This window comes from Streptomyces sp. SYP-A7185 (assembly GCF_046103685.1).
Taxonomy (GTDB): Bacteria; Actinomycetota; Actinomycetes; order Streptomycetales; family Streptomycetaceae; genus Streptomyces.
The window spans coordinates 4811674-4831430 of sequence record NZ_CP122310.1 but is presented as its reverse complement, the minus strand read 5'-3'; the positions used below and the strand labels follow the sequence as shown (position 1 = coordinate 4831430).

The following is a 19757-nucleotide window of genomic DNA, read 5'->3' as shown; positions in this document are numbered from 1 at the left end:
CATGGACTTCACACCTACGGAGGAGCAGGCCGCCGCGCGGGATCTCGCCAGGGAGATCTTCGGGGACCTGTCGACTCCGGAGCGGCTCGCGGCCGGGGGCACGGGATCGGACCCCGAGCTGTGGAAGGCGCTGTGCTCGGCCGGGCTGCCAGGTGCGGTGGAGGAGATCGGGTTGCTCGGCCTCGTGCTGCTGCTTGAGGAGCAGGGGAGGACGACGGCCCAGGTCCCCTTCGCGGCGACCTGTGTCTACGGCCTGCTCGCCGTGGCGGCACACGGCACCGAGGAGCAGCGGGGGCGGCTGCTGCCGGGGCTACGGGACGGGACGGCGGTCGCGACGGGGGCTTTCCCGGCGCGGGGCGGTGTGGCGGTCCTCGTGGAGGGGGCGGGGGCCGGTGCTTCGTCCGGGGCGGGGGCGGTGGCTTCGGCTGGAGCGGTGGCGGGCGCCTCGGCCGGGGCTCAGGGCGGGGCGCATGGCGAGGCGGGGGCCGGGGCGCCGGTGGCGGGTCGGCTGACCGGGGTGGTGCCTTGGGTGCCGTGGTTGCGGGATGCCACGGAGGTCCTGGTGGCGGTGCGTGACCCGGGGCGAGAGGGCGGCCAGAGCCTGTGGAGGGTGCGGGTGGCCGACACGGAGACCGAGCCGGTGGAGCTGACCGCGCCCTGGGCGGCGGGGCGGCTGGTCCTGGACGGCACTCCCGGGGAGCGGATCGGGGGGAGCGAAGCCTACGAGGACGTGCTGGCTAGCGCGCGGACGGCCTTCGCGGGGCTGCAAGCCGGGGTGTGCGCGGGGTCGCTGGCCCGCGCGGTGGCTTACACGAACGAGCGGGAACAGTTCGGGCGTCCGCTAGCGGCGAAGCAGGGCGTCCAACTCCGGGCGGCGGACGCGCACATGGACACCGAGGCGATACGGGTCACGGCGTACGAGGCGGCCTGGCGACGTGACGCGGGCCTGCCGTACGGCACGCATGCGCTGACCGCCGCGTGGTGGGCGTCGGAGGGCGGCAAGCGCGTCGTGCACGCGGGCCAGCACCTGCACGGCGGCATGGGAGCCGACCTCGACCATCCCGTGCACCGGCACTTCCTGTGGGGCCGGCAGCTGGACGCGTATCTAGGGAGCGGGAGCGAAGTCCTGGAGGAAATGGGCGACCTGATCGCCCGGGGCGAGCAGGAGGGGGCGGCATGACGGGGGAACGGGGCACCGGAGGAGCCGGCGGCACGGCAGAGGGGCAGGGGCAGGGGAGAGGACGGGAACAGGGGGAGGCGCAGGACCCGGAGCGGGCGTGGGCACAGGGCTCGGCGCGGGGACAGGCGCAGCCACACGGACAGGCCCAGGACCAGGCGCGAGATCAGGCGCAGCCACAGGGACGGCCCCAGGATCAGGCGCAGCCACAGGGACGGCCCCAGGATCAGGCGCAGCCACAGGGACGGCCCCAGGACCAGGCGCAGCCACAGGGGCAGCGAGTGGGGCAGGCGCAGCCACAGGGGCAGGGAGCGTGGCAGGCGGAGGCGCAGGGCGTCGGCTGGGGTGGTCGTGTGGTTGACGGGCGGGGTGGTGGAGGAGGCAAGGGGTTGAGGGTCGGGGACGCGTTGCCGGAGCTTGCCATTCCCGTCACCCGGACGCTCATCGTCTCCGGGGCGATCGCCTCGCGGGACTACCAGGACGTGCACCACGACGCGGTGGCGGCGCAGGAGAAGGGCTCCCCCGACATCTTCATGAACATCCTGACCACGAACGGCCTGGTCGGCCGGTACGTGACGGACCACTTCGGTTCCGGCGCTGTCCTGCGCAAGGTGGCGATCCGGTTGGGGGCGCCCAACTATCCGGGGGACACGATGGTGTTGACCGGGTCCGTGGAGCAGGTCGACGGCGACACGGCCACGGTCAAGGTGGTGGGGGCCAACGGCATCGGCAAGCACGTCACCGGCACGGTCACGGTCACCGTCCCCGGCGGAGTTCCGGCAGGGGGCGCGGCATGAGCGCACGTACACGAGATCGGCTGGGCGGGAAGGCCGCCGTGGTGGGCATCGGAGCCACCGAGTTCTCCAAGGACTCGGGGCGCAGTGAGCTGCGGCTCGCCGTGGAGGCGGTGGGGCTCGCGCTCGACGATGCCGGGCTCGGTCCGGAGGACGTCGACGGCATGGTCACGTTCACCATGGACACGAACCCGGAGATCACCGTCGCGCAGGCGGCCGGGATCGGGGAGCTGTCGTTCTTCTCGCGCGTCCATTACGGCGGAGGCGCGGCCTGTGCGACCGTCCAGCAGGCGGCGCTCGCGGTGGCGACCGGGGTGGCCGAAGTCGTCGTCTGCTACCGCGCGTTCAACGAACGCTCGGGCCGCCGCTTCGGTTCGGGCGTGCAGCACAGGGAGCCGTCGGCGGAGGGCGCGGCGCTCGGCTGGTCCCTGCCGTTCGGGTTGCTGACCCCCGCGTCGTGGGTGGCGATGGCGGCCCAGCGCTATCTCCACGCCTATGGCCTCACGCCCGACGCCTTCGGCCACGTGGCGGTCACCGACCGGAAGTACGCGGCGACCAACCCCGCGGCCTATTTCCACGGAAAGCCGATCACGCTCGCCGATCACGCGGCCTCGCGCTGGATCGTCGAGCCGCTGCGGCTCCTGGACTGCTGCCAGGAGACCGACGGCGGGCAGGCGATCGTCGTGACGAGCGTGGAGCGGGCCCGGGACCTGCCGAATCCGCCGGCGGTGATCACGGCGGCGGCCCAGGGAGCGGGCCGGGCTCAGGAGCAGATGACCAGCTTCTACCGCGACGATCTGAGCGGGCTGCCGGAAATGAGCGTGGTGGCGCGGCAGTTGTGGCGCAGCTCGGGGCTGACGCCGGGCGAGATCGACGTGGGCATTCTCTACGACCACTTCACCCCGTTCGTGCTGATGCAGCTGGAGGAGTTCGGTTTCTGCGGGCCGGGGGAGGCGGCGGACTTCGTGGCCGAGGAGAGGCTGCCGCTGAACACGCACGGGGGCCAGCTGGGGGAGGCGTATCTGCACGGGATGAACGGCATAGCGGAGGCGGTCCGCCAGGTGCGGGGCACGTCCGTGAACCAGATACCGGGCGCGGCGCGCACGCTGGTCACCGCGGGTACGGGTGTCCCCACATCAGGGTTGATTCTGGCGGCGGACGGCTGAACGCGGCGCGTGTCCCCGGCATGGCGGCAGCCGTGGGCCCTTCACTCGGCGTATGCGCTGCCGAAAGCTGATGATGGGACTTGTCCTCGCCGTCGCCCTGTCCACGCTGGCCGTGGGCGCGCCACCGACCGGTGCCGTGAGCAGACCCTGGGCCGACGGCTCCCGGCCGGGGAGCCACGGGGCGGCCGACGGTTCGCGGTCGGAGGGCCACGAGACCGGCGAGCGTACGCGTGGGGCCGGGCGGGCGGCCGGGGTGTCGACCTTTCGTGGGTGGGCCTTCGACACCTGTCTCGCGCCGCCCGTCGGGACGATGCGCCGGTGGAAGGCCTCCGACTACCAGGCGGTGGGCGTCTACTACGGGGGACGCGGCCGTGCGTGCGACCGCCAGCCGGAGCTGACCGCCGGGTGGATGCGCAAGGTGCGGGGGCTGGGGTGGAAGGTGCTTCCGGTGTACGTCGGTTCGCAGTCCCCCTGCGTCACCGCCAAGCACAAGAAGGACGTACGCATGGGGAAGCACCCCTGGAAGCAGGGGACGAAGGAGGGGCGTGACGCGGTGAAGAAGGCGAAGGCGCTGGGGATGCGGGGGCTGAGCCCGCTCTATCTGGACATGGAGGCGTACGCCCACCGGAAGAAGAAATGTGCGAAGACCACCCTTTCCTTCGTGCGGGCCTGGGACCGCGAGGTGCGCAGGCTCGGGTACGTCCCGGGGTTCTACAGCAGTGCGAGTTCCGGCGTACGGCACATGGAGGCGGCGCGGCGGGCAGGGGTGCGGGACCTGCCGGCGGTGATGTGGTTCGCGCGCTGGCACACGCGGCCGCATCTGTACCGCGAGCCGGCGCTCGCACGCGGTGCGTGGCACCCTGAGCGGCGGATTCACCAGTACGCGGGGAACGTGAAAGAGCGGCACGGCGGGCGCACGCTCATGATCGACAGGAACCTCGTGCACGCGCCGGTGGCCCGGATCGGTTAGGCCCGTGGGGCGGTCCTCTCAGGGGTGAACCCTCAGAGGTGTGCTCCGCCTCCTCCACCTTCAGGAGGTGGGGGTACCACCCCGCGTACAACCTGAGGCGGACACTGCTTCGGGACCTGCGGCCGATCCGCTGAAGTAGGGGGCGCTTCTAGCGTGGAGCCATGACCGTATCCATGGTGCCCATGTGCACCAGCGCATCGAAGGCCGCGACGCGGACAGCGAGTCCTTCGGCGTATCCGTCGTTCGCGTCGTACGTACGGGCGCGCCAGCCCGTGTTGCTGCGCACCGCGCGCTCGCTGACGGCGAACCCGAGCGATGCCGAGGATCTGCTGCAGACCGCCCTCACCAAAACCTATGTCGCGTGGGACCGGATCGAGGACCACCGGGCGCTGGACGGCTATGTGCGCCGGGCCCTCCTGAACACCCGGACCTCGCAGTGGCGCAAGCGCAAGGTCGACGAGTTCGCGTGCGACGAGTTGCCCGAGCCCGACGTGACGCCGGTCGCGGACCCGGCCGAGCAGCAGGCGCTCCGGGACGCGATGTGGCGCGCGATCATGAACCTGCCCGCCCGGCAGCGGGCGATGGTGGTACTGCGGTACTACGAGGATCTCAGCGAGGCCCAGACGGCCGAGGTGCTCGGGGTGTCCATCGGTACGGTCAAGAGCGCGGTGTCGCGTGCGCTCGGCAAACTGCGCGAGGACCCGGAGCTCACGCCGGTCCGGTGAACCCACGGCAGCCCCCGGGATTTCTGGCCCGGCCCCGCCGCGTGGGACCTCGGCTTCGGTGGTTGTCGCAGCTCTGCCGGACCTTTCTTCTCCCGGGCTAGTGACATACCGTGCGGTATGCGGCAAGAATCTGGCGAGCCCTACTGCCAGGTAGGTCATCCGGGAGCCGCCCCGGATGAATGCCGCGCGCCCACCGGGAGGACGCCGTGCTGAGCACGATGCAGGACGTACCACTGACCGTCACCCGCATCCTTCGGCACGGGACGACCGTGCACGGGTCGTCGCAGGTCACCACATGGACCGGCGAGGCCACCCCGCAGCGCCGCAGTTTCCGCGAGATCGGCGAACGCACGGCCCAGCTGGCCCACGCGCTGCGCGAGGACCTCGGGGTCGACGGCGACGAGCGCGTCGCCACGTTCATGTGGAACAACGCCGAACACGTCGAGGCCTACTTCGCGGTCCCCTGTATGGGCGCCGTGCTGCACACCCTCAACCTCCGGCTGCCCTCCGACCAGTTGACCTGGATCGTGAACCACGCGGCCGACCGCGTGATCATCGTCAACGGCTCCCTCATCCCGCTGCTCGCGCCGCTGCTGCCGCAGCTGCCGACCGTCGAGCATCTGGTGATCTCGGGCCCCGGGGACCGTTCGCCGCTGGCCGGCGTCCAGGCGCAGGTGCACGAGTACGAGGACCTGATCGCCGCCAAGCCCACGGTGTTCGACTGGCCCGAGCTCGACGAGCGTACGGCCGCCGCCATGTGCTACACCTCCGGTACCACCGGCGACCCCAAGGGCGTCGTCTACTCCCACCGCTCCATCTACCTGCACTCCATGCAGGTCTGCATGACCGAGTCCATGGGCCTGACGGACGCGGACACCAGCCTCGTCGTCGTCCCGCAGTTCCACGTCAACGCCTGGGGTCTGGCGCACGCGACCCTGATGGCCGGCGTGAACATGCTGATGCCGGACCGGTTCCTCCAGCCCGCCCCGCTCGCCGAGATGATCGAGACGGAGCGGCCCACGCACGCGGCCGCCGTCCCCACCATCTGGCAGGGCCTGCTCGCCGAACTCACCGCGAAGCCGCGCGACGTCAGCTCCCTCCACCAGGTCACCATCGGCGGCTCGGCCTGCCCGCCCTCGCTGATGGAGGCGTTCGACAAGCTGGGCATGCGGGTCTGCCACGCCTGGGGCATGACGGAGACCTCCCCGCTCGGCACGGTCGCGCGCCCGCCGGCCTCGGCCATCGGGACGGACGAGGAGTTCGCCTACCGCCTCACGCAGGGACGTTTCCCCACCGGCGTCGAGGCGCGCCTGGCCGGCCCCGACGGCGGGTACCTCCCGTGGGACGGCGAGTCGGCGGGCGAGCTGGAGGTGCGCGGGCCGTGGATCGCGGGCGCGTACTACGGCGGAGCGGGCGGCGAGGACCTCAAGCCCGAGGACAAGTTCAGCCCGGACGGCTGGCTGAAGACCGGTGACGTGGGCGTGATCAGCCCCAACGGCTTCCTGACGCTCACCGACCGCGCGAAGGACGTCATCAAGTCGGGCGGCGAGTGGATCTCCAGCGTCGAGCTGGAGAACGCGATCATGGCTCACCCGGACGTCGCGGAGGCGGCGGTCGTCGCCGTCCCCGACGAGAAGTGGGGCGAACGCCCGCTGGCCACGGTCGTGCTGAAGGAGGGCGCGAGCCTGGAGTACGCCGCCCTGCGCGAGTTCCTCGCGGGCAGCATCGCCAAGTGGCAGCTGCCCGAGCGCTGGGCGATCGTGCCCGCCGTGCCCAAGACGAGCGTCGGCAAGTTCGACAAGAAGGTGCTGCGCAAGCAGTACGCGGCCGGGGAACTGGACGTCACCAAGCTCTGACGCCGGACCCGACCGGACGATCCGGCTGATGCGCCGCTCCCCCGTGGGAGCGGCGCATCGCCGTGTTCTGCCTGCCGCGGGGACTGAGCCGTGCATTCGGCCCTGCCCCCTCCCTCGGGTCTAGTTCGTGCCGATCTTCGCCAGCAGGTCCACGATGCGGCCCTGCACCTCGGTGCTCGTCGACCGCTCCGCGAGGAACAGGACCGTCTCCCCCGCGGCGAGGCGCGGCAGTTCGGTCTGGTCGACGGCGGCGGTGTAGACGACGAGGGGGGTGCGGTTCAGGCGGCCGTTCGCGCGCAGCCAGTCGATGATTCCGGCCCTGCGGCGACGCACCTGCATCAGGTCCATCACCACCAGGTTCGGCCGCATCTGTGCCGCGAGCGTCACCGCGTCCGCGTCGCTCTCGGCCCGCGCGACCTGCATGCCGCGCCGTTCGAGCGTGGCGGTCAGGGCGAGCGCGATCTCCTCGTGCTCCTCGATGAGCAGGACGCGCGGCGGGTGCTGCTCGCTGTCGCGGGGCGCGAGCGCCTTCAGGAGTACGGCGGGGTCGGCGCCGTACGCCGCCTCGCGCGTCGCCTGGCCGAGTCCCGCCGTGACGAGCACGGGGACCTCGGCGGCCACGGCGGCGGTGCGCAGCGACTGGAGGGCCGTCCGCGTGATCGGTCCGGTCAGCGGGTCCACGAACAGGGCCGCGGGGAACGCGGCGATCTGGGCGTCGACCTCTTCGCGGGAGTTGACGATGACGGGGCGGTAGCCGCGGTCGCTCAGCGCCTGCTGGGTGGTGACGTCGGGCGCGGGCCAGACGAGGAGGCGGCGCGGGTTGTCCAGCGGCTCGGGCGGCAGTTCGTCGTCCATGGGCTGCGGCTGGGGCCGGTTGGCGACCTCCACCGCGCCGCCGGGACCGTCCAGCGGCTCCGGGCCCTCGTCGGCGTCCTCGTCCGGGGCGCCGATCGCGTACGAGCGGCCCGTGCCCTCCGAGGAGTTCGCGATCCGGGACTGCGGGTGGGCCTGCGCCTGGGGATGCGGGCGGGCCGCGGCTTCGGCGCGGTCGTCGGCGGCGGGGTCAGGGGGAGTGGAGAGCCTGCGGCGGCGCCCCGAGCCTCCGACGGAGCCACCGAGGGAGCCGCCACCGAGCGACTGCCCCGGGCCCTGGCCTTGTCCCTGCCCCTGGGCCTGCCCCTGAGCCGCGGACTGCGTCGGCGCCTGCTCAGGAAGCGACCCTGCGGTGGGCCGCTGCGGGGCGGGCGGGGCTGCCTGGCCGGGAGCGGAGAGCTGGGCCTGGCCGGCCTGCCCCTGGGCCTGCCCCGGGGCGGGTGCCTGCGGCGACTGGGGAGCCTGCCGGCCTCCCTGCGGTCCTCCCTGCCGGCCTCCCTGCGGGTTCTGCTGGGCCGGATGAGCCTGCGGGGGCAGGGGAGACTGGGGGGCCAGCGGAGACTGGGGGGACCCGGCGGGGTCCGGAGCGGCCGGGTTGCCCGGAGCCGCCGGACCACCACCCGGAGCCGCCGGACCACCACCCGGAGCCGCCGGGCCACCACCCGGAGTCCCGGGGATCCCAGGAGCCGCCGGGCCACCCGGAGCCCCCTGCGCCCCAGAAGCTCCCTGAGCCCCAGAAGCCCCCGGGCCACCCGAAGCCTGTCCTTGCCCCTGACCCTGCCCCTGCCCCTGCTGCGCGCCAAGGCGGCGCTGCTGCTGCTCGGCGATCTGCTGGCCGAACGGCACGCCCTGCCCGAGCGTGCGCACGCTGAACGCGCGCCCCTGCGTCGAGTTGGGGTCACCGGGCGCGGCCTCGGCGGGCAGCGGCTGCGCGGCCCGCCCGCCCAAGGTGCCTCCGCCCAAAGTGCCTCCACCCGAGGTGCCTCCACCCGAGGTGCCCCCGCCCTGGGTGCCTCCACCCAGGGTGCCGTTCTCGGGCGGGAGCGCGACGCCCCTGCCCGGCGTGTGGACGCCCGGGCCCGGAGTGCCTTCGGCGTACGTGGTGGGCTGCGAGGGAACACCACCGGGCGGAGTGCCCTGCGGATTCCCCACGGGACCGCCGACCGCGGGCGTCTGACCACCCAAAGCCTGGCCCTGTCCCTGTCCCTGTCCCTGCGGCTGTCCCTGGACCTGTCCCGGCGCCGGGGTCTCCCCCTGCGGCTGGCCCTGCCCGGGTGCCTGGGCCGCGCGTGACCTGCGGCGACCCGTAGGGGCCTCCGCGGGGTGCGGCTGCGGCGGGGTGTGGTCGTCGGCCGGGTGGTGCAGGGCCGCCTCGTGCTGCCCCGTGTCGTCCTGGTCCGCGGAGGCGGGCGGCAGCGCGAAGACGCGCCCGCTGGGAGCCTCCTCGGCAGCGGCACGTTCCTTGGCCGCGGCCAGCGCACGCCGGCGCCGTCCCGTCGGCCGGGGCGAGGCCTCGCCCGTGTCACCCGCGTAGCCACCCGGACCCGCGACAGCCACGGCCGTACCGGCCCCGGAAGCAGCCCCGGAGCTCCCGGCGGCAACACCCTCCTGCCCGCCACCACCCGAAGGCAGAGCGGGCGGCAACGCGAGCTGCTCGTCGTTCCGTCGTGCCCGCTGCCCCGAAGCGGCAGGGGCCACGCCCCCCGCGGGGACCGGCACGCCCTGCGGCGGCACGGCCTGCCCCCGGGCGGCGGACCCGGCGGCATGCTCGGCAGCCGTCACCACGGAGCCGACGGAGCCCGGGGAGCCGACGGAGCCCGGGGAGCCGACGGAGCCCCCGGGGTTCAGCGCGCCCCCGGGACCCACCGCGCCGGCCTCCGGAGCGCCGACGCCCCGCTCGGCGGCACTGGGCCGCCCGCGCCGACGCCCCGTACCGCTGGAAGTCTGTGCACCCTCGCCGAGCGCGGGCGCGCCCGGGGCCACCGACGCCGCCGCCTCGGCGACCTGGGCCGCCGCGGTCTGCGCGGCGTCCGCCTCAGCCGCACGCCGTCCACGCCGCCGCCCGGTACCGCTCGGCGAAGCCCCGCCCACCGAGGTGCCGCCTCCCGAGGTCTCGCCTCCGGAAGTCGCGCCCTCGGCGACCGAACTCTCCAGGAAGGAGTCGACGGAGGGCCCGGCGGCCCGCCGCGCCCTGCGCCGCCCGCCACTCGTGGCGGGCGAAGCCTGCGCCGGCACCACGACGGAGGACCCGACGGAAGACCCGACGGAAGGATCGCCCGGCGACCCACCCGAGGAGGCATCCGAAGAACCGTCCCCGTCCGACGACCCGGCGGAAGAACCCCCGGCGCCGACCCCGGCGCCGTTCCCCGCACCGGCCAGGGCGCCGCTGCCCGCACCGGCCACCGCGCCCGCTCCCGCGCCGATCGGCACCTCGAGGACGTACGCGTTGCCGCTCATCCCCGGTACCTCGTGCGTCTGGAGCACGCCGCCGTGCGCCCGCACGATGCCCCGGACGATCGGTTCGTGCACCGGGTCTCCCCCGGCGTACGGACCCCGCACCTCGATGCGGACGACCTCGCCGCGCTGGGCTGCGGCCACGACCACGGTCGAGTCCACGTACCCGCCGGCGGTCATGCCCGAAGGGGCCGCACCGGCGCGCGCGTTGCCCGTGGCGTCGATGCCCGCGACGTCCGCGACCAGGTGGGCGAGGGCCGTGGCGAGCCGCCCCGGGTCGACCTCTACCTCGATCGGCGGCGCGTGCACGGCGAACTGCGCGCGACCGGGCCCGATCAGCTCGACCGCACCCTCCACGCCGCTCGCGACGACCGCGTCGAGCATGACCTTGACGGGGGAGAGCTGGTCGGCGCCCGAGTCGAGCAGCTGGAAGCCCAGCACGTTGTCGACCAGCGTGGTGATGCGGGCGTATCCCGCCGAAAGGTGGTGGAGGACTTGGTTCGCCTCGGGCCACAACTGCCCGGCGTCATCGGCGGCGAGGGCCGAAAGCTCACGCCGCAGTTCGTCCAGTGGGCCGCGCAGCGAGGAGCCCAGCACGGCCAGCAGTTGCTCGTGGCGTGCGGCCAGCGCGTCGTACCGCGCCTTCTCGTGCTCGGCGAACTCCTCGAACCGGTCCTTCTCGCGTTCGGCGAGCGCCGCGTACCGCTCCTGCTCGGCGGCGATCTCCTCTTCGCGCTGCTCAGCGGCCGCGGCGAGTTCCGCCGCGTGCCGCTCGGTCGCGGCCCGCAGCTCCTCCGTGCGCCGTTCGGTGGCGGCCTGCATCTCCTCCGCGTGCGCCGCGAGCGCGGCCTCGTGCTCCTCGGCCAGCGCGTCGTAGGGCCGCCGGTCGGTGAACGTCATGACCGCGCCGACGAGCTGGTCGCCGTCGCGCACCGGCGCCGTCGTCAGGTCGACCGCGACCCGGTCGCCGCTCTTGGACCACAGGACCTGCCCGCGCACCCGGTGCTTGCGCCCGGAGCGGAGGGTGTCCGCGAGCGGGGACTCCTCGTAGGGGAAGGGCTCGCCGTCGGCGCGCGAGTGGAGCACCAGGTGGTGCAGTTCCTGCCCGCCGAGGTCGCTGGCCCGGAAGCCCAGTATCTGTGCGGCGGCCGGATTGACGAGGACGACCCGTCCGTCGGTGTCCGTGCCGACGACGCCCTCGGCTGCGGCCCGCAGGATCATCTCGGTCTGCCGCTGGGAGCGCGCCAGTTCGGCCTCGGTGTCCACCGCGCCCGAAAGGTCGCGTACGACGAGCATGAGCAACTCGTCGCCGGTGTAGCCGTAATTGTCGTAGGCGTCCCGGATGTCCTCCAGGTTCGAGCTGGTGACCTCGACGGGGAACTCGCTGCCGTCGGTGCGGCGCGCGGTCATCCGCGTCGGCTTGGTCCGCCCGCGCTCGTCGATGGACTCGGGGCGGCGCATCGATCCGGGAATGAGCCGGGAGTCGAACTCCGGCAACAGATCGAGGAGCCCGCGGCCCACGAGGGCGGTGCCCGGTGTCTCGAACGCCTCCAGCGCGATCGCGTTCGCGTTCACGACGGTCCCGTTGGCGTTCACGAGGACCAGCGCGTCCGGGAGCGCGTCGAGTATGGCTGCGAGGCGAGCAGCGCCTCGGGATGGCCTGCTGCTCACGACGACGCTTCCTCCCTGGTTACTGCTGCTTGCCGACTCGCCCAGGCCATCTTGCCCCGCGGTCCGCGGCGTGTCACGGGAGGGAGTCTACGGGGAGTGGTTGTGGGCGCGACGCCGGATGAGAGGGAGGTCGCACGCAGAACATGTGAGGCTTCCGTACCGCCTGGTCACGACGAGGTACCGGCGGGGCCGATTCGGTGGTGGCCAAAACCGGACCCGACGGTGGCCGAAAAAGATCGGCGAAGGTCCCGGGTGGGGCTGCCGGGCTCAGGCGCCGGTGTCGGGCAGCACGGGCACGAGGCTGTTCCACCGGGAGATCTCGCAGCCGTTGCTGCGGTTGTACGAGGCGTCGACGGGCCGCCCGTGCCAGGTCCCGGTGATGCGGGCGGTGGCCGGGCCGCCGTACTGCATGGTGCAGTTCGCGTCGGCCGGCGTGGGCGCGAAGGTGTCGGTGCCCCACGTGCTCTCGTCGAGCCGCGCGCACGCGTCCTGCGCCTGCGGGTGGCTGCCGCCCGTGGGGTGGCACTCCAGCTCGTACGTCCCGTCCCAGCCGCTCCCGGCCTCGGTGACCGTCACGGTGAGCCGGTCGGGGGACGGCGCGGCCGACGGCGACGAGAGGTCGAGGGGGCCCGCCCCGGCATGGGCGACGACGGGCGCGACGGACAGCGCGGCGACGGACGCGGCGGCGGTGAGGACGAGACGGCGCAGCATGACGGGCTCCACTGGGTGGGGATACCGGCGTACGCGAACACGTACGGGCTCTACCGCGTCTAACGCCGTTGACGCCCGGACGTTGCGGGCGCGGAAAAGACGCTTTGCCCTGCGGGCCGCCCGACTAGTACCGTGGAAGCCGCGATTGGTGACACGCCGCCCGGCTGTGTCATCATCTGCACGCACCCCCCGCGCTCGCGCAGGAGTGCAAGCTGGAGGCGTCGCCTAGTCCGGTCTATGGCGCCGCACTGCTAATGCGGTTTGGGACTTACATCCCATCGAGGGTTCAAATCCCTCCGCCTCCGCTGCAACACCCGAAGCCCCGGTCCCCTGGACCGGGGCTTCGGCGCATCCCCCCCCGGGAGGCACGTTTCCGCAGGTCGCAAGCGGTGTGGCTAACGGATTTCACATGGCGGCGGCGGTCATGTAATGTTCTTCCTGTCGCCGCGAACGGGCCGAAAGGCCGGGAAGCGAAGACAGAAAACAGAAAAAACAAGCACTCGTAGCTTAACGGATAGAGCATCTGACTACGGATCAGAAGGTTGCAGGTTCGAATCCTGCCGAGTGCACGCAGTCGAAAGGCCCCCGGATCATCCGGGGGCCTTTCGCGTTGTCGGGGTGGGCCGTCGGTGGTGGTCAGGCCGAGGCTTCGGCCTGGGTGGTCGGGTGGGGCTGCGGCCGGTGGGTGAGGGGGCGGGGCCTGGTCGGGATGCCCAGGGTGGGGTGGGCGACGCCCCAGGCCGCGGCCTTGCAGATGACTTCCTTGTAGGTGGCGGCGAGCTTGCCGGTCAGGGCCGCGTTGACCGAGCGGTCGTCGGCGGTGACGTACTGGATGAGGCCGTTCCCGCGGCCCAGCGAGATGCACTGGTTGAAGTAGCGCATCAGGGTCTTCGGGATCTTTGCGCCGGTCAGGCGGGCCGCGAGGGCGTCGGCGGCCTGCCAGGCCATGGGGGTGCCGGTCGCGCACGACATCCGCAGCGGCTTGTCGCCGGGGCCCATCGCCATGGCGGCGTCGCCGATCGCGTACACGTCCGGGTGCGAGACCGAACGCATGGTCCGGTCCACCACGATCTGGCCGTCGTCGGTGACGTCCAGGCCGCTGGCCCGCGCGATCGGGTGCACCGCGAAGCCCGTGGTCCACACGGTGACCGCGGCCGGGACGGTACCGCCGCCGGCGGTGGTGACGCGGTCCGCCTCGACGCCGGTCACGGCGGCGTGCTCGTGCGCGGTGATGCCGAGCCCGTCGAAGACCTTCCGTACGTGGGCGCGGCCCTTGGGCGAGAGCCAGTCGCCGAGTTCGCCGCGGGCGGCGAGCGCGACGTCCAGGTCCGGGCGGGCCTCGGCGATCTCGGTGGCGGCTTCGATGCCGGTGAGGCCGCCGCCGACGACGACCACGCTCTCCCCCGCGCCCAGAGCGGCCAGGCGCTCGCGCAGCCGGAGCGCTCCGGGGCGGCTCGCGATCTCGTGGGCGTGCTCGGCGGTGCCGGGGACGCCCTGCGCGTTCCAGGCGCTGCCGAGGGCGTAGACCAGGGAGTCGTACGCCAGTTCCTCGGCGCCCTGTTCGCCGCTGACGGCGACGGTCTTGCGGTCGGCGTCGACGGCGGTGACCTCGGCGAGCCGCAGCTCGACGCCGGTGCCGGCGAACATCTCGCTGAAGGGGCGCGGGGCGAGGTCCTGGCCGACCGCCAGCTGGTGCATCCGGACGCGCTCGACGAAGTCGGGTTCGGCGTTGACGAGGGTGATGGCGACGTCCTCGCGGCGCAGCCGCTTGGCGAGACGTCCGGCGGCGGCGGCTCCGGTGTATCCGGCTCCGATGACGACGATGCGGTGCTGCATGTCCCTGCTCCTGTCATCAGCTCTTCAGCGGGTTCGCCACTTGAACCGGGCAGCCCCGTGATTCCTGACAGGTGATTGGTGTGAAGCAGGTCACAGTGCGGGCGGGGGTGGGAGAGAAGGGCTGAGGAGAGTTTCTGGAAGGCAGGGCTCGGCCGGATTTCTAGAAGGCCTCGAAGAGGGCCTCTCCGTGGTCGGTCGTCGCCCATTGGCGCGTCGCGCGTTCCAGTTTGTCGGGGTTGACCTGGCTGCGGAACGCGACGATGCCGTCCGCGCTGATCTCCGGGCAGATCACGCCGACGACCTGGCCGCCGATGACGGCCACGATCGCGGGGGTGCCGTTGGCGGTCGTGACGTAGACCCCGGGGGAGCCGCCGACGTAGGCGCGCTTGGCGCCGCTGGGCTTGAACAGGCCCCGCATGAACTTGGCGACCGCGACCGCGCCCTCGAACGCCTTGGCGCGGGCCGGGATCTTGCCGCCGCCGTCGCCGACGGCGATGGCGTCCTCGGTGAGCAGCCGGACGAGCGGCTCGGTCCGGCCGCTGGTGGCGGCCGCGAGGAACTCGTCGATGATGCGGCGCGCGGTGGCCTCGTCGACCTCGGCGCGGGCCTTGCCGGCCGCGACGTGCTTCTTGGCGCGGTGGTAGATCTGCTGGGCCGAGGACTCGCTGACGTCGAGGATCTCGGCGATCTCCCGGTGCGCGTGGCCGAAGGCCTCCCGCAGCACGTAGACCGCGCGCTCGTTGGGCGAGAGGCGCTCCAGAAGGACGAGGACCGCGTACGAGAGGGATTCGCGCTGCTCGGCGGTGTCGGCGGGGCCGAGCATCGGGTCACCGGCGAGCAGGGGCTCGGGCAGCCACTGGCCCACGTAGGTCTCGCGGCGGGCGCGGGCCGAGGTGAGCTGGTTGAGGCACAGGTTGGTGAGGACCTTCGTCAGCCAGGCCTCGGGGACCTCGATGCGGTCGACGTCGGCGGCCTGCCAGCGCAGGAAGGTGTCCTGCACGGCGTCCTCGGCGTCGCTCGCGGAGCCGAGGAGGCGGTAGGCGATGGCCTGGAGCCGAGGCATGGCCGCCTCGAACCGGTCGACGTCCTGCACGGTCAGAGCCATGCTCCGGATCCTAGCCCGCGTGCCGGGCGGGGGCCCGGCCCGCTCACCGGGCGGGAGGGGGGCGGCAGTTGGCCCGTCGACCTGGGGTTCGCCTTGCGGTCGGCCGGGGTCCGCCCGGGTTCCGCCTCGCGGCCCGCTCCGGGGCTCGGCCTGCGGTCCGCTCCGGGGTTCGGCCTGCGGTCGGCCCGGGGTTCGGCCTGCGGTCCGCTCCGGGGTCCGTCCCGCGGTCCGCCCGCGGTCCGCCCGGGTCCCGCCCGGGTTCCGCCTCGCGGTTCGCCCCGGGGCCCGCCCGACCGCCCGCCCCGCGGCCCGTCCACCCGCCCGCCCCGCGGCTCCGCCTCCCGGTCCGGGCGGGTGGGTGAGACTGGGGGGATGGAGTGGCGCAGTGCGGGGTTGAGCTGGGCGGACGGTGGGCGGGCCGGGCTCGTGTGGGAGCGGGGGGACGTCAGTCCGCTGGTCGTGGGGCGGCGCGTGGGGTTCCGGGCGCTCGGGCGGCGGGAGTGCGTGGGGGCGCGCGGGAATCCCTGCCCGGTCGGTGCCGTGGTGCCGGGGCGGGGGACGCAGGCCCGGTGCGCGGATTGCGCGCGCCTCGACCGGGCGCACTCGGTGGCCGCCGACACCCTCGCGGACGATCCCCGGACCTACCGCGTGTATCTCGCCTGGTTCGGCGCCGGGATGGTGAAGGTCGGCCTCACCCGCGAGGAACGCGGCCCGGCCCGGCTCCTCGAACAGGGCGCCGTGGCCTTCGCCTGGCTGGGCCGTGGCCCGCTGATGGCCGCGCGCCGGGCCGAGGAGCTGCTGCGGGTGGCCCTCGGGGTGCCGGACCGGATCTCGTACGCCAGAAAGCGGGCCGTCAGGGCCGGTCTGCCGGGCCAGGACGAGCGGCGGCGCGAGCTGGAGCGCATGCACGGCTTCGCCCTCGCGCTCGACGGGTGGCCCGAGTCCCTGGAGCGGATGCCCCTGGGGGAGCAGGGCGTGGTGGACCACGGCGAGGCGTTCGGGCTGGCGCGTCTTGCGGGCGTCGGCGGGTTCGCCGTCACCGAGCTCGTCGACGGCGGGGTGGTGCTGGGGGATCTCGTCGCCGTGGCCGGGCCCGACGTCTGCCTGGACGACGGGGGGCGGCTGATCGTGCTCGACAGCCGGTTGCTGCGGGGCTGGCGGCTTGAAGGGGCGGGGGACGCGGAGCGTACGACCGTGCCCGTACGGGAGGTGCCGCTCGTCCAGGGCGGCCTTTTCTGACCCCCGGGCCGCGTTTTCCGAACCCCGGGCCGGGTTGGCCGACCCCCGGGCCGCGTTGACTGCCCACCCCCGGGGCCGCGTTGGCTGACCGGAGGGTCAAGTCTGTCTGCCCGTACGGCAATGAAGGCCGGACGAGGGTGGACAGGCGGGCCGGGCGCGGCCGAATCTTGGGCCATGAGTGATCAACCCGTCGCACCTGTCCCGCCCTTCGAACCGCCCTACTACACCGTCGTGTTCACCTCCCTGAGGACCGAGCCCGACCACGGCCATGACGACGGTTACGACGGGACCGCCGACCTCATGGACGAGCTGGTCACCACCGTCCCCGGCTTCCTCGCCGTCGAGTCCGCGCGGACGCCCGGCGGGCTCGGCATCACCGTCGGGTACTTCCGGGACGCGGACGCGATCAAGCAGTGGCGCGGCCGGGCGGAGCACCGCACGGCCCAGCGGCGCGGGCGCGAGGAGTGGTACGAGAAGTACGCCGTCCACATCGCCAAGGTGGAGCGCAGCTACGGGTTCGAGCGGGGCGCTTGATCGCGTCCGGTGCAAGGGCGCTTGTTCACGCCCGGTGCAAGAAAATCCCGTCGCGAACCGTGAGAGGCCGTGAGAGACCGTGTCGTACGGGATTTTCTCGCACCCGGACCCCGGACCCCGGCCCCCGGCACCCGGCCCCCGGCCCCCCGCCCCCCACCTGGTTCTCAGGAAATTCACAGGCTGGGGAAAGCTCCCTCTCACGGCCGCGCCCCACCCTGTATGGCATGACCACGACCTCGCCCCAGGGGCGTACCGAACTGCTCAGGGCGGACGGTAGCCCCGTCCGCGTGCTCGTCGTCGACGACGAGGTGTCGCTCACGGAACTGCTCTCCATGGCCCTGCGCTACGAGGGCTGGCAGATCCGCAGCGCGGGGGACGGCGCCGGCGCCGTACGCGCCGCCCGGTCCTTCCGGCCCGATGCCGTGGTGCTCGACATGATGCTGCCGGACATGGACGGCCTCGCCGTGCTCGGCCGGCTGCGGCGCGAGCTGCCCGACGTACCCGTGCTGTTCCTGACGGCCAAGGACGCCGTCGAGGACCGGATCGCCGGGCTCACCGCCGGGGGCGACGACTACGTGACCAAGCCCTTCAGCCTGGAGGAGGTCGTCGCGCGGCTGCGCGGGCTCATCCGCAGGGCCGGGGCCGCCGACCGGCGCAGCGAGTCCGTGCTCGCCGTCGGTGACCTCACCCTCGACGAGGACAGCCACGAGGTGACGCGCGGCGGGGACTCCATCCATCTGACCGCCACCGAGTTCGAACTCCTGCGCTTCCTGATGCGCAACCCGCGGCGCGTGCTCAGCAAGGCGCAGATCCTGGACCGCGTGTGGAACTACGACTTCGGGGGCCAGGCCAACGTCGTCGAGCTCTACATCTCGTACCTCCGCAGGAAGATCGACGCCGGCCGTGAGCCGATGATCCACACGCGGCGCGGCGCCGGTTACCTGATCAAGGCCGCGGCCTCGGCCGAGGTGGCCGCCGCCTCATGAAGCGGCGGCGGCAGCCGCGGTCGCTGCGGACGCGGCTCGTCGTCTCGGCGGTGGCGCTGATCGCCGTGGTCTGCGCGGTGATCGGTACGGTGACCACCATCGCGCTGCACTCCCATCTGTACGAGCAGCTGGACAAGTCGCTCGGCGCGGTGGCGATGCGCGCGTCGGGTCCGCAGCCCAAGCCGGGCCAGGACGTGCCCGGCGGCATCGTCGGGGACTCCGGCGACCCGCTGCGGTTCGTGTCCAGGGGGCCCCAGGAGCTCGGCACCATCGGGGCGGTCGTCGAGGACGACGGCTCGGTCGGCGAGGCACTGGTCAGCGACGAGTCAGAGAGCGGTGGCATCGAGCCGCGGACCGAGCGGCTGGACGGGGCGCAGTCCGAGGCGCTCGCCTCCGTGCCGCGTGACCGGCGGCCGCACAACGTCGACATCCCCGGCCTCGGCGAGTACCGCGTGCAGTACGCGACGGGCCCCAACGGCGACTTCCTGGTCGGCGTCCCCACCACCAAGGTGCAGAACACCGTCAACACGCTGATCATCGTCGAGATCAGCGTCACCGCCGCGGGCCTGGTCGCCGCCTCGCTCGCCGGTGCCGCCATGGTCGGCGTCGCCCTGCGCCCGCTGCGCCGGGTCGCCGCGACCGCCACGCGCGTCTCCGAACTGCCGCTGCACAGCGGCGAGGTGACGCTGTACGAACGCGTCCCCGACACGGCGCCGAACACGGAGGTCGGGCAGGTGGGCGCCGCGCTCAACCGCATGCTCGACCACGTGCACTCCGCGCTGCACGCGCGCCAGGAGAGCGAGACGCGCGTACGCCAGTTCGTCGCGGACGCCAGCCACGAGCTGCGGACGCCGCTGGCCTCGATCCGCGGCTACGCCGAACTGACGCGCAGGGGACGGGAGTCCACCGGGCCCGACACGCGCCACGCGCTCGGCCGGATCGAGTCCGAGGCCCAGCGGATGACGGGCCTCGTGGAGGACCTGCTGCTGCTCGCGCGCCTGGACGAGGGGCGCGACGGCGGGCGTACGGGCGGTGGCGGGCCTGGTGCCAGACTGCCGCTCTCGTACGAGAGCACTGATCTCTCGCCGCTCGTCGTCGACACCGTCAGCGACGCGCGGGCCGCGGGCCCCGGGCACCACTGGTCCCTGGAGCTGCCGGACGAGCCCGCGCTCGTCCTCGCCGACGCGGCCCGCCTCCAGCAGGTCGTCGTCAACCTCCTCGCCAACGCCCGTACGCACACGCCACCGGGCACGAAGGTCACCGCGCGCGTGCGGCGGGACGGCCCCGCCGTGCGCCTGGAGGTCGAGGACGACGGCCCCGGCATCGCCCCCGCCCTCCTCCCCCACGTCTTCGAGCGCTTCGCCCGCGGCGACGCCTCGCGCTCCCGCAACGCCGGGTCGACCGGGCTGGGCCTCGCCCTCGTGCAGGCCATCGTGGCGGCGCACGGGGGCGGGGTCTCGGTGGAGAGCGCGCCGGGGCGGACGGTCTTCGCGGTGACGCTGCCCGCCGTGGCCGGGCAGGGGTCGCCCGCGGCACCCGATCAGGCGTCGGCCGAGGTGACCGCACCGGCATCTGTGCAGGTCAGCGGCCCGGATTCGGACTCACAGGCGGGCCACAGGCTCACCACACGGCCCTGACAGACCGCTTGGCGAATGTCGGT

Annotated in this window: 14 protein-coding genes and 2 tRNA genes; 12 read left to right on the top strand and 4 right to left on the bottom strand. The window is 73.4% G+C overall.

Translation table 11 applies throughout. The annotated features are described in order from the left end of the window. The first annotated feature begins 1 nt into the window (after position 1). The 6 genes from QBL25_RS21140 to QBL25_RS21115 all read left to right on the top strand — a co-directional run bounded on the left by QBL25_RS21140 (position 2) and on the right by QBL25_RS21115 (position 6688). On the top strand, positions 2–1180 hold the full coding sequence (locus tag QBL25_RS21140) for an acyl-CoA dehydrogenase family protein (protein ID WP_409058588.1): 1179 nt from the start codon (positions 2–4) through the stop codon (positions 1178–1180). 386 nt (positions 1181–1566) lie between these two features. After that, the gene (locus QBL25_RS21135) at positions 1567–1974 is read left to right on the top strand and encodes a MaoC family dehydratase (RefSeq protein ID WP_409058587.1); all 408 of its coding nucleotides are present in this window, start codon (positions 1567–1569) and stop codon (positions 1972–1974) included. Next, entirely contained in the window at positions 1971–3137 is a 1167-nt protein-coding gene (locus QBL25_RS21130) for a lipid-transfer protein (RefSeq protein WP_409058586.1), read from the top strand. The genes QBL25_RS21135 and QBL25_RS21130 overlap by 4 nt, the downstream gene beginning before the upstream one ends. 52 nt (positions 3138–3189) lie before the next feature. Then, the gene (locus tag QBL25_RS21125; protein WP_409058585.1) at positions 3190–4107 is read left to right on the top strand and encodes a glycoside hydrolase domain-containing protein; all 918 of its coding nucleotides are present in this window, start codon (positions 3190–3192) and stop codon (positions 4105–4107) included. A 161-nt stretch (positions 4108–4268) separates the two neighbouring features. Then, a complete protein-coding gene (locus QBL25_RS21120) occupies positions 4269–4832 on the top strand; it encodes a SigE family RNA polymerase sigma factor (RefSeq protein ID WP_409058584.1) in 564 nt (187 codons plus the stop codon). A 206-nt stretch (positions 4833–5038) separates the two neighbouring features. After that, a complete protein-coding gene (locus QBL25_RS21115) occupies positions 5039–6688 on the top strand; it encodes a long-chain fatty acid--CoA ligase (RefSeq protein WP_409058583.1) in 1650 nt (549 codons plus the stop codon). 120 nt (positions 6689–6808) lie between these two features. Here the strand turns inward: QBL25_RS21115 and QBL25_RS21110 are convergent, their stop codons facing one another. Together QBL25_RS21110 and QBL25_RS21105 are read right to left on the bottom strand one after the other, a co-directional pair. Next, positions 6809–11686: a PAS domain-containing protein gene (locus QBL25_RS21110; RefSeq protein ID WP_409058582.1), complete on the bottom strand. Its 4878-nt coding sequence runs from the start codon at positions 11684–11686 to the stop codon at positions 6809–6811. A gap of 267 nt (positions 11687–11953) precedes the next feature. Next, the gene (locus QBL25_RS21105; protein WP_409058581.1) at positions 11954–12397 is read right to left on the bottom strand and encodes an SSI family serine proteinase inhibitor; all 444 of its coding nucleotides are present in this window, start codon (positions 12395–12397) and stop codon (positions 11954–11956) included. A 214-nt stretch (positions 12398–12611) separates the two neighbouring features. On the opposite strand from QBL25_RS21105, the gene QBL25_RS21100 reads away from it, so the two are divergent. Beyond that, positions 12612–12702 (top strand) — tRNA-Ser (locus QBL25_RS21100). A gap of 191 nt (positions 12703–12893) precedes the next feature. Continuing rightward, positions 12894–12966, top strand: a tRNA-Arg gene (locus QBL25_RS21095). Between the two features lie 67 nt (positions 12967–13033). On the opposite strand, the gene QBL25_RS21090 is transcribed toward QBL25_RS21095, so the two are convergent. Then, positions 13034–14233, bottom strand: coding sequence for an NAD(P)/FAD-dependent oxidoreductase (locus QBL25_RS21090; protein WP_409058580.1), 1200 nt, complete (start codon positions 14231–14233; stop codon positions 13034–13036). 160 nt (positions 14234–14393) lie between these two features. Beyond that, positions 14394–15338 (bottom strand): RNA polymerase sigma factor SigJ, encoded by a 945-nt coding sequence (gene sigJ / locus QBL25_RS21085; protein ID WP_409058579.1) that lies wholly within the window; start codon positions 15336–15338, stop codon positions 14394–14396. A 372-nt stretch (positions 15339–15710) separates the two neighbouring features. Between sigJ and QBL25_RS21080 the strand changes: the two genes are divergently transcribed. The 4 genes from QBL25_RS21080 to QBL25_RS21065 all read left to right on the top strand — a co-directional run bounded on the left by QBL25_RS21080 (position 15711) and on the right by QBL25_RS21065 (position 19734). Then, entirely contained in the window at positions 15711–16577 is an 867-nt protein-coding gene (locus tag QBL25_RS21080; protein WP_409058578.1) for a DUF2797 domain-containing protein, read from the top strand. A gap of 174 nt (positions 16578–16751) precedes the next feature. Next, the gene (locus QBL25_RS21075; protein ID WP_409058577.1) at positions 16752–17111 is read left to right on the top strand and encodes an antibiotic biosynthesis monooxygenase family protein; all 360 of its coding nucleotides are present in this window, start codon (positions 16752–16754) and stop codon (positions 17109–17111) included. 224 nt (positions 17112–17335) lie between these two features. Then, positions 17336–18097, top strand: a complete 762-nt coding sequence (locus QBL25_RS21070) for a response regulator transcription factor (protein WP_409058576.1) — start codon at positions 17336–17338, stop codon at positions 18095–18097. Then, entirely contained in the window at positions 18094–19734 is a 1641-nt protein-coding gene (locus tag QBL25_RS21065; protein WP_409058575.1) for a sensor histidine kinase, read from the top strand. Before QBL25_RS21070 ends, QBL25_RS21065 begins: the two co-directional genes overlap by 4 nt. Positions 19735–19757 lie beyond the last annotated feature (23 nt).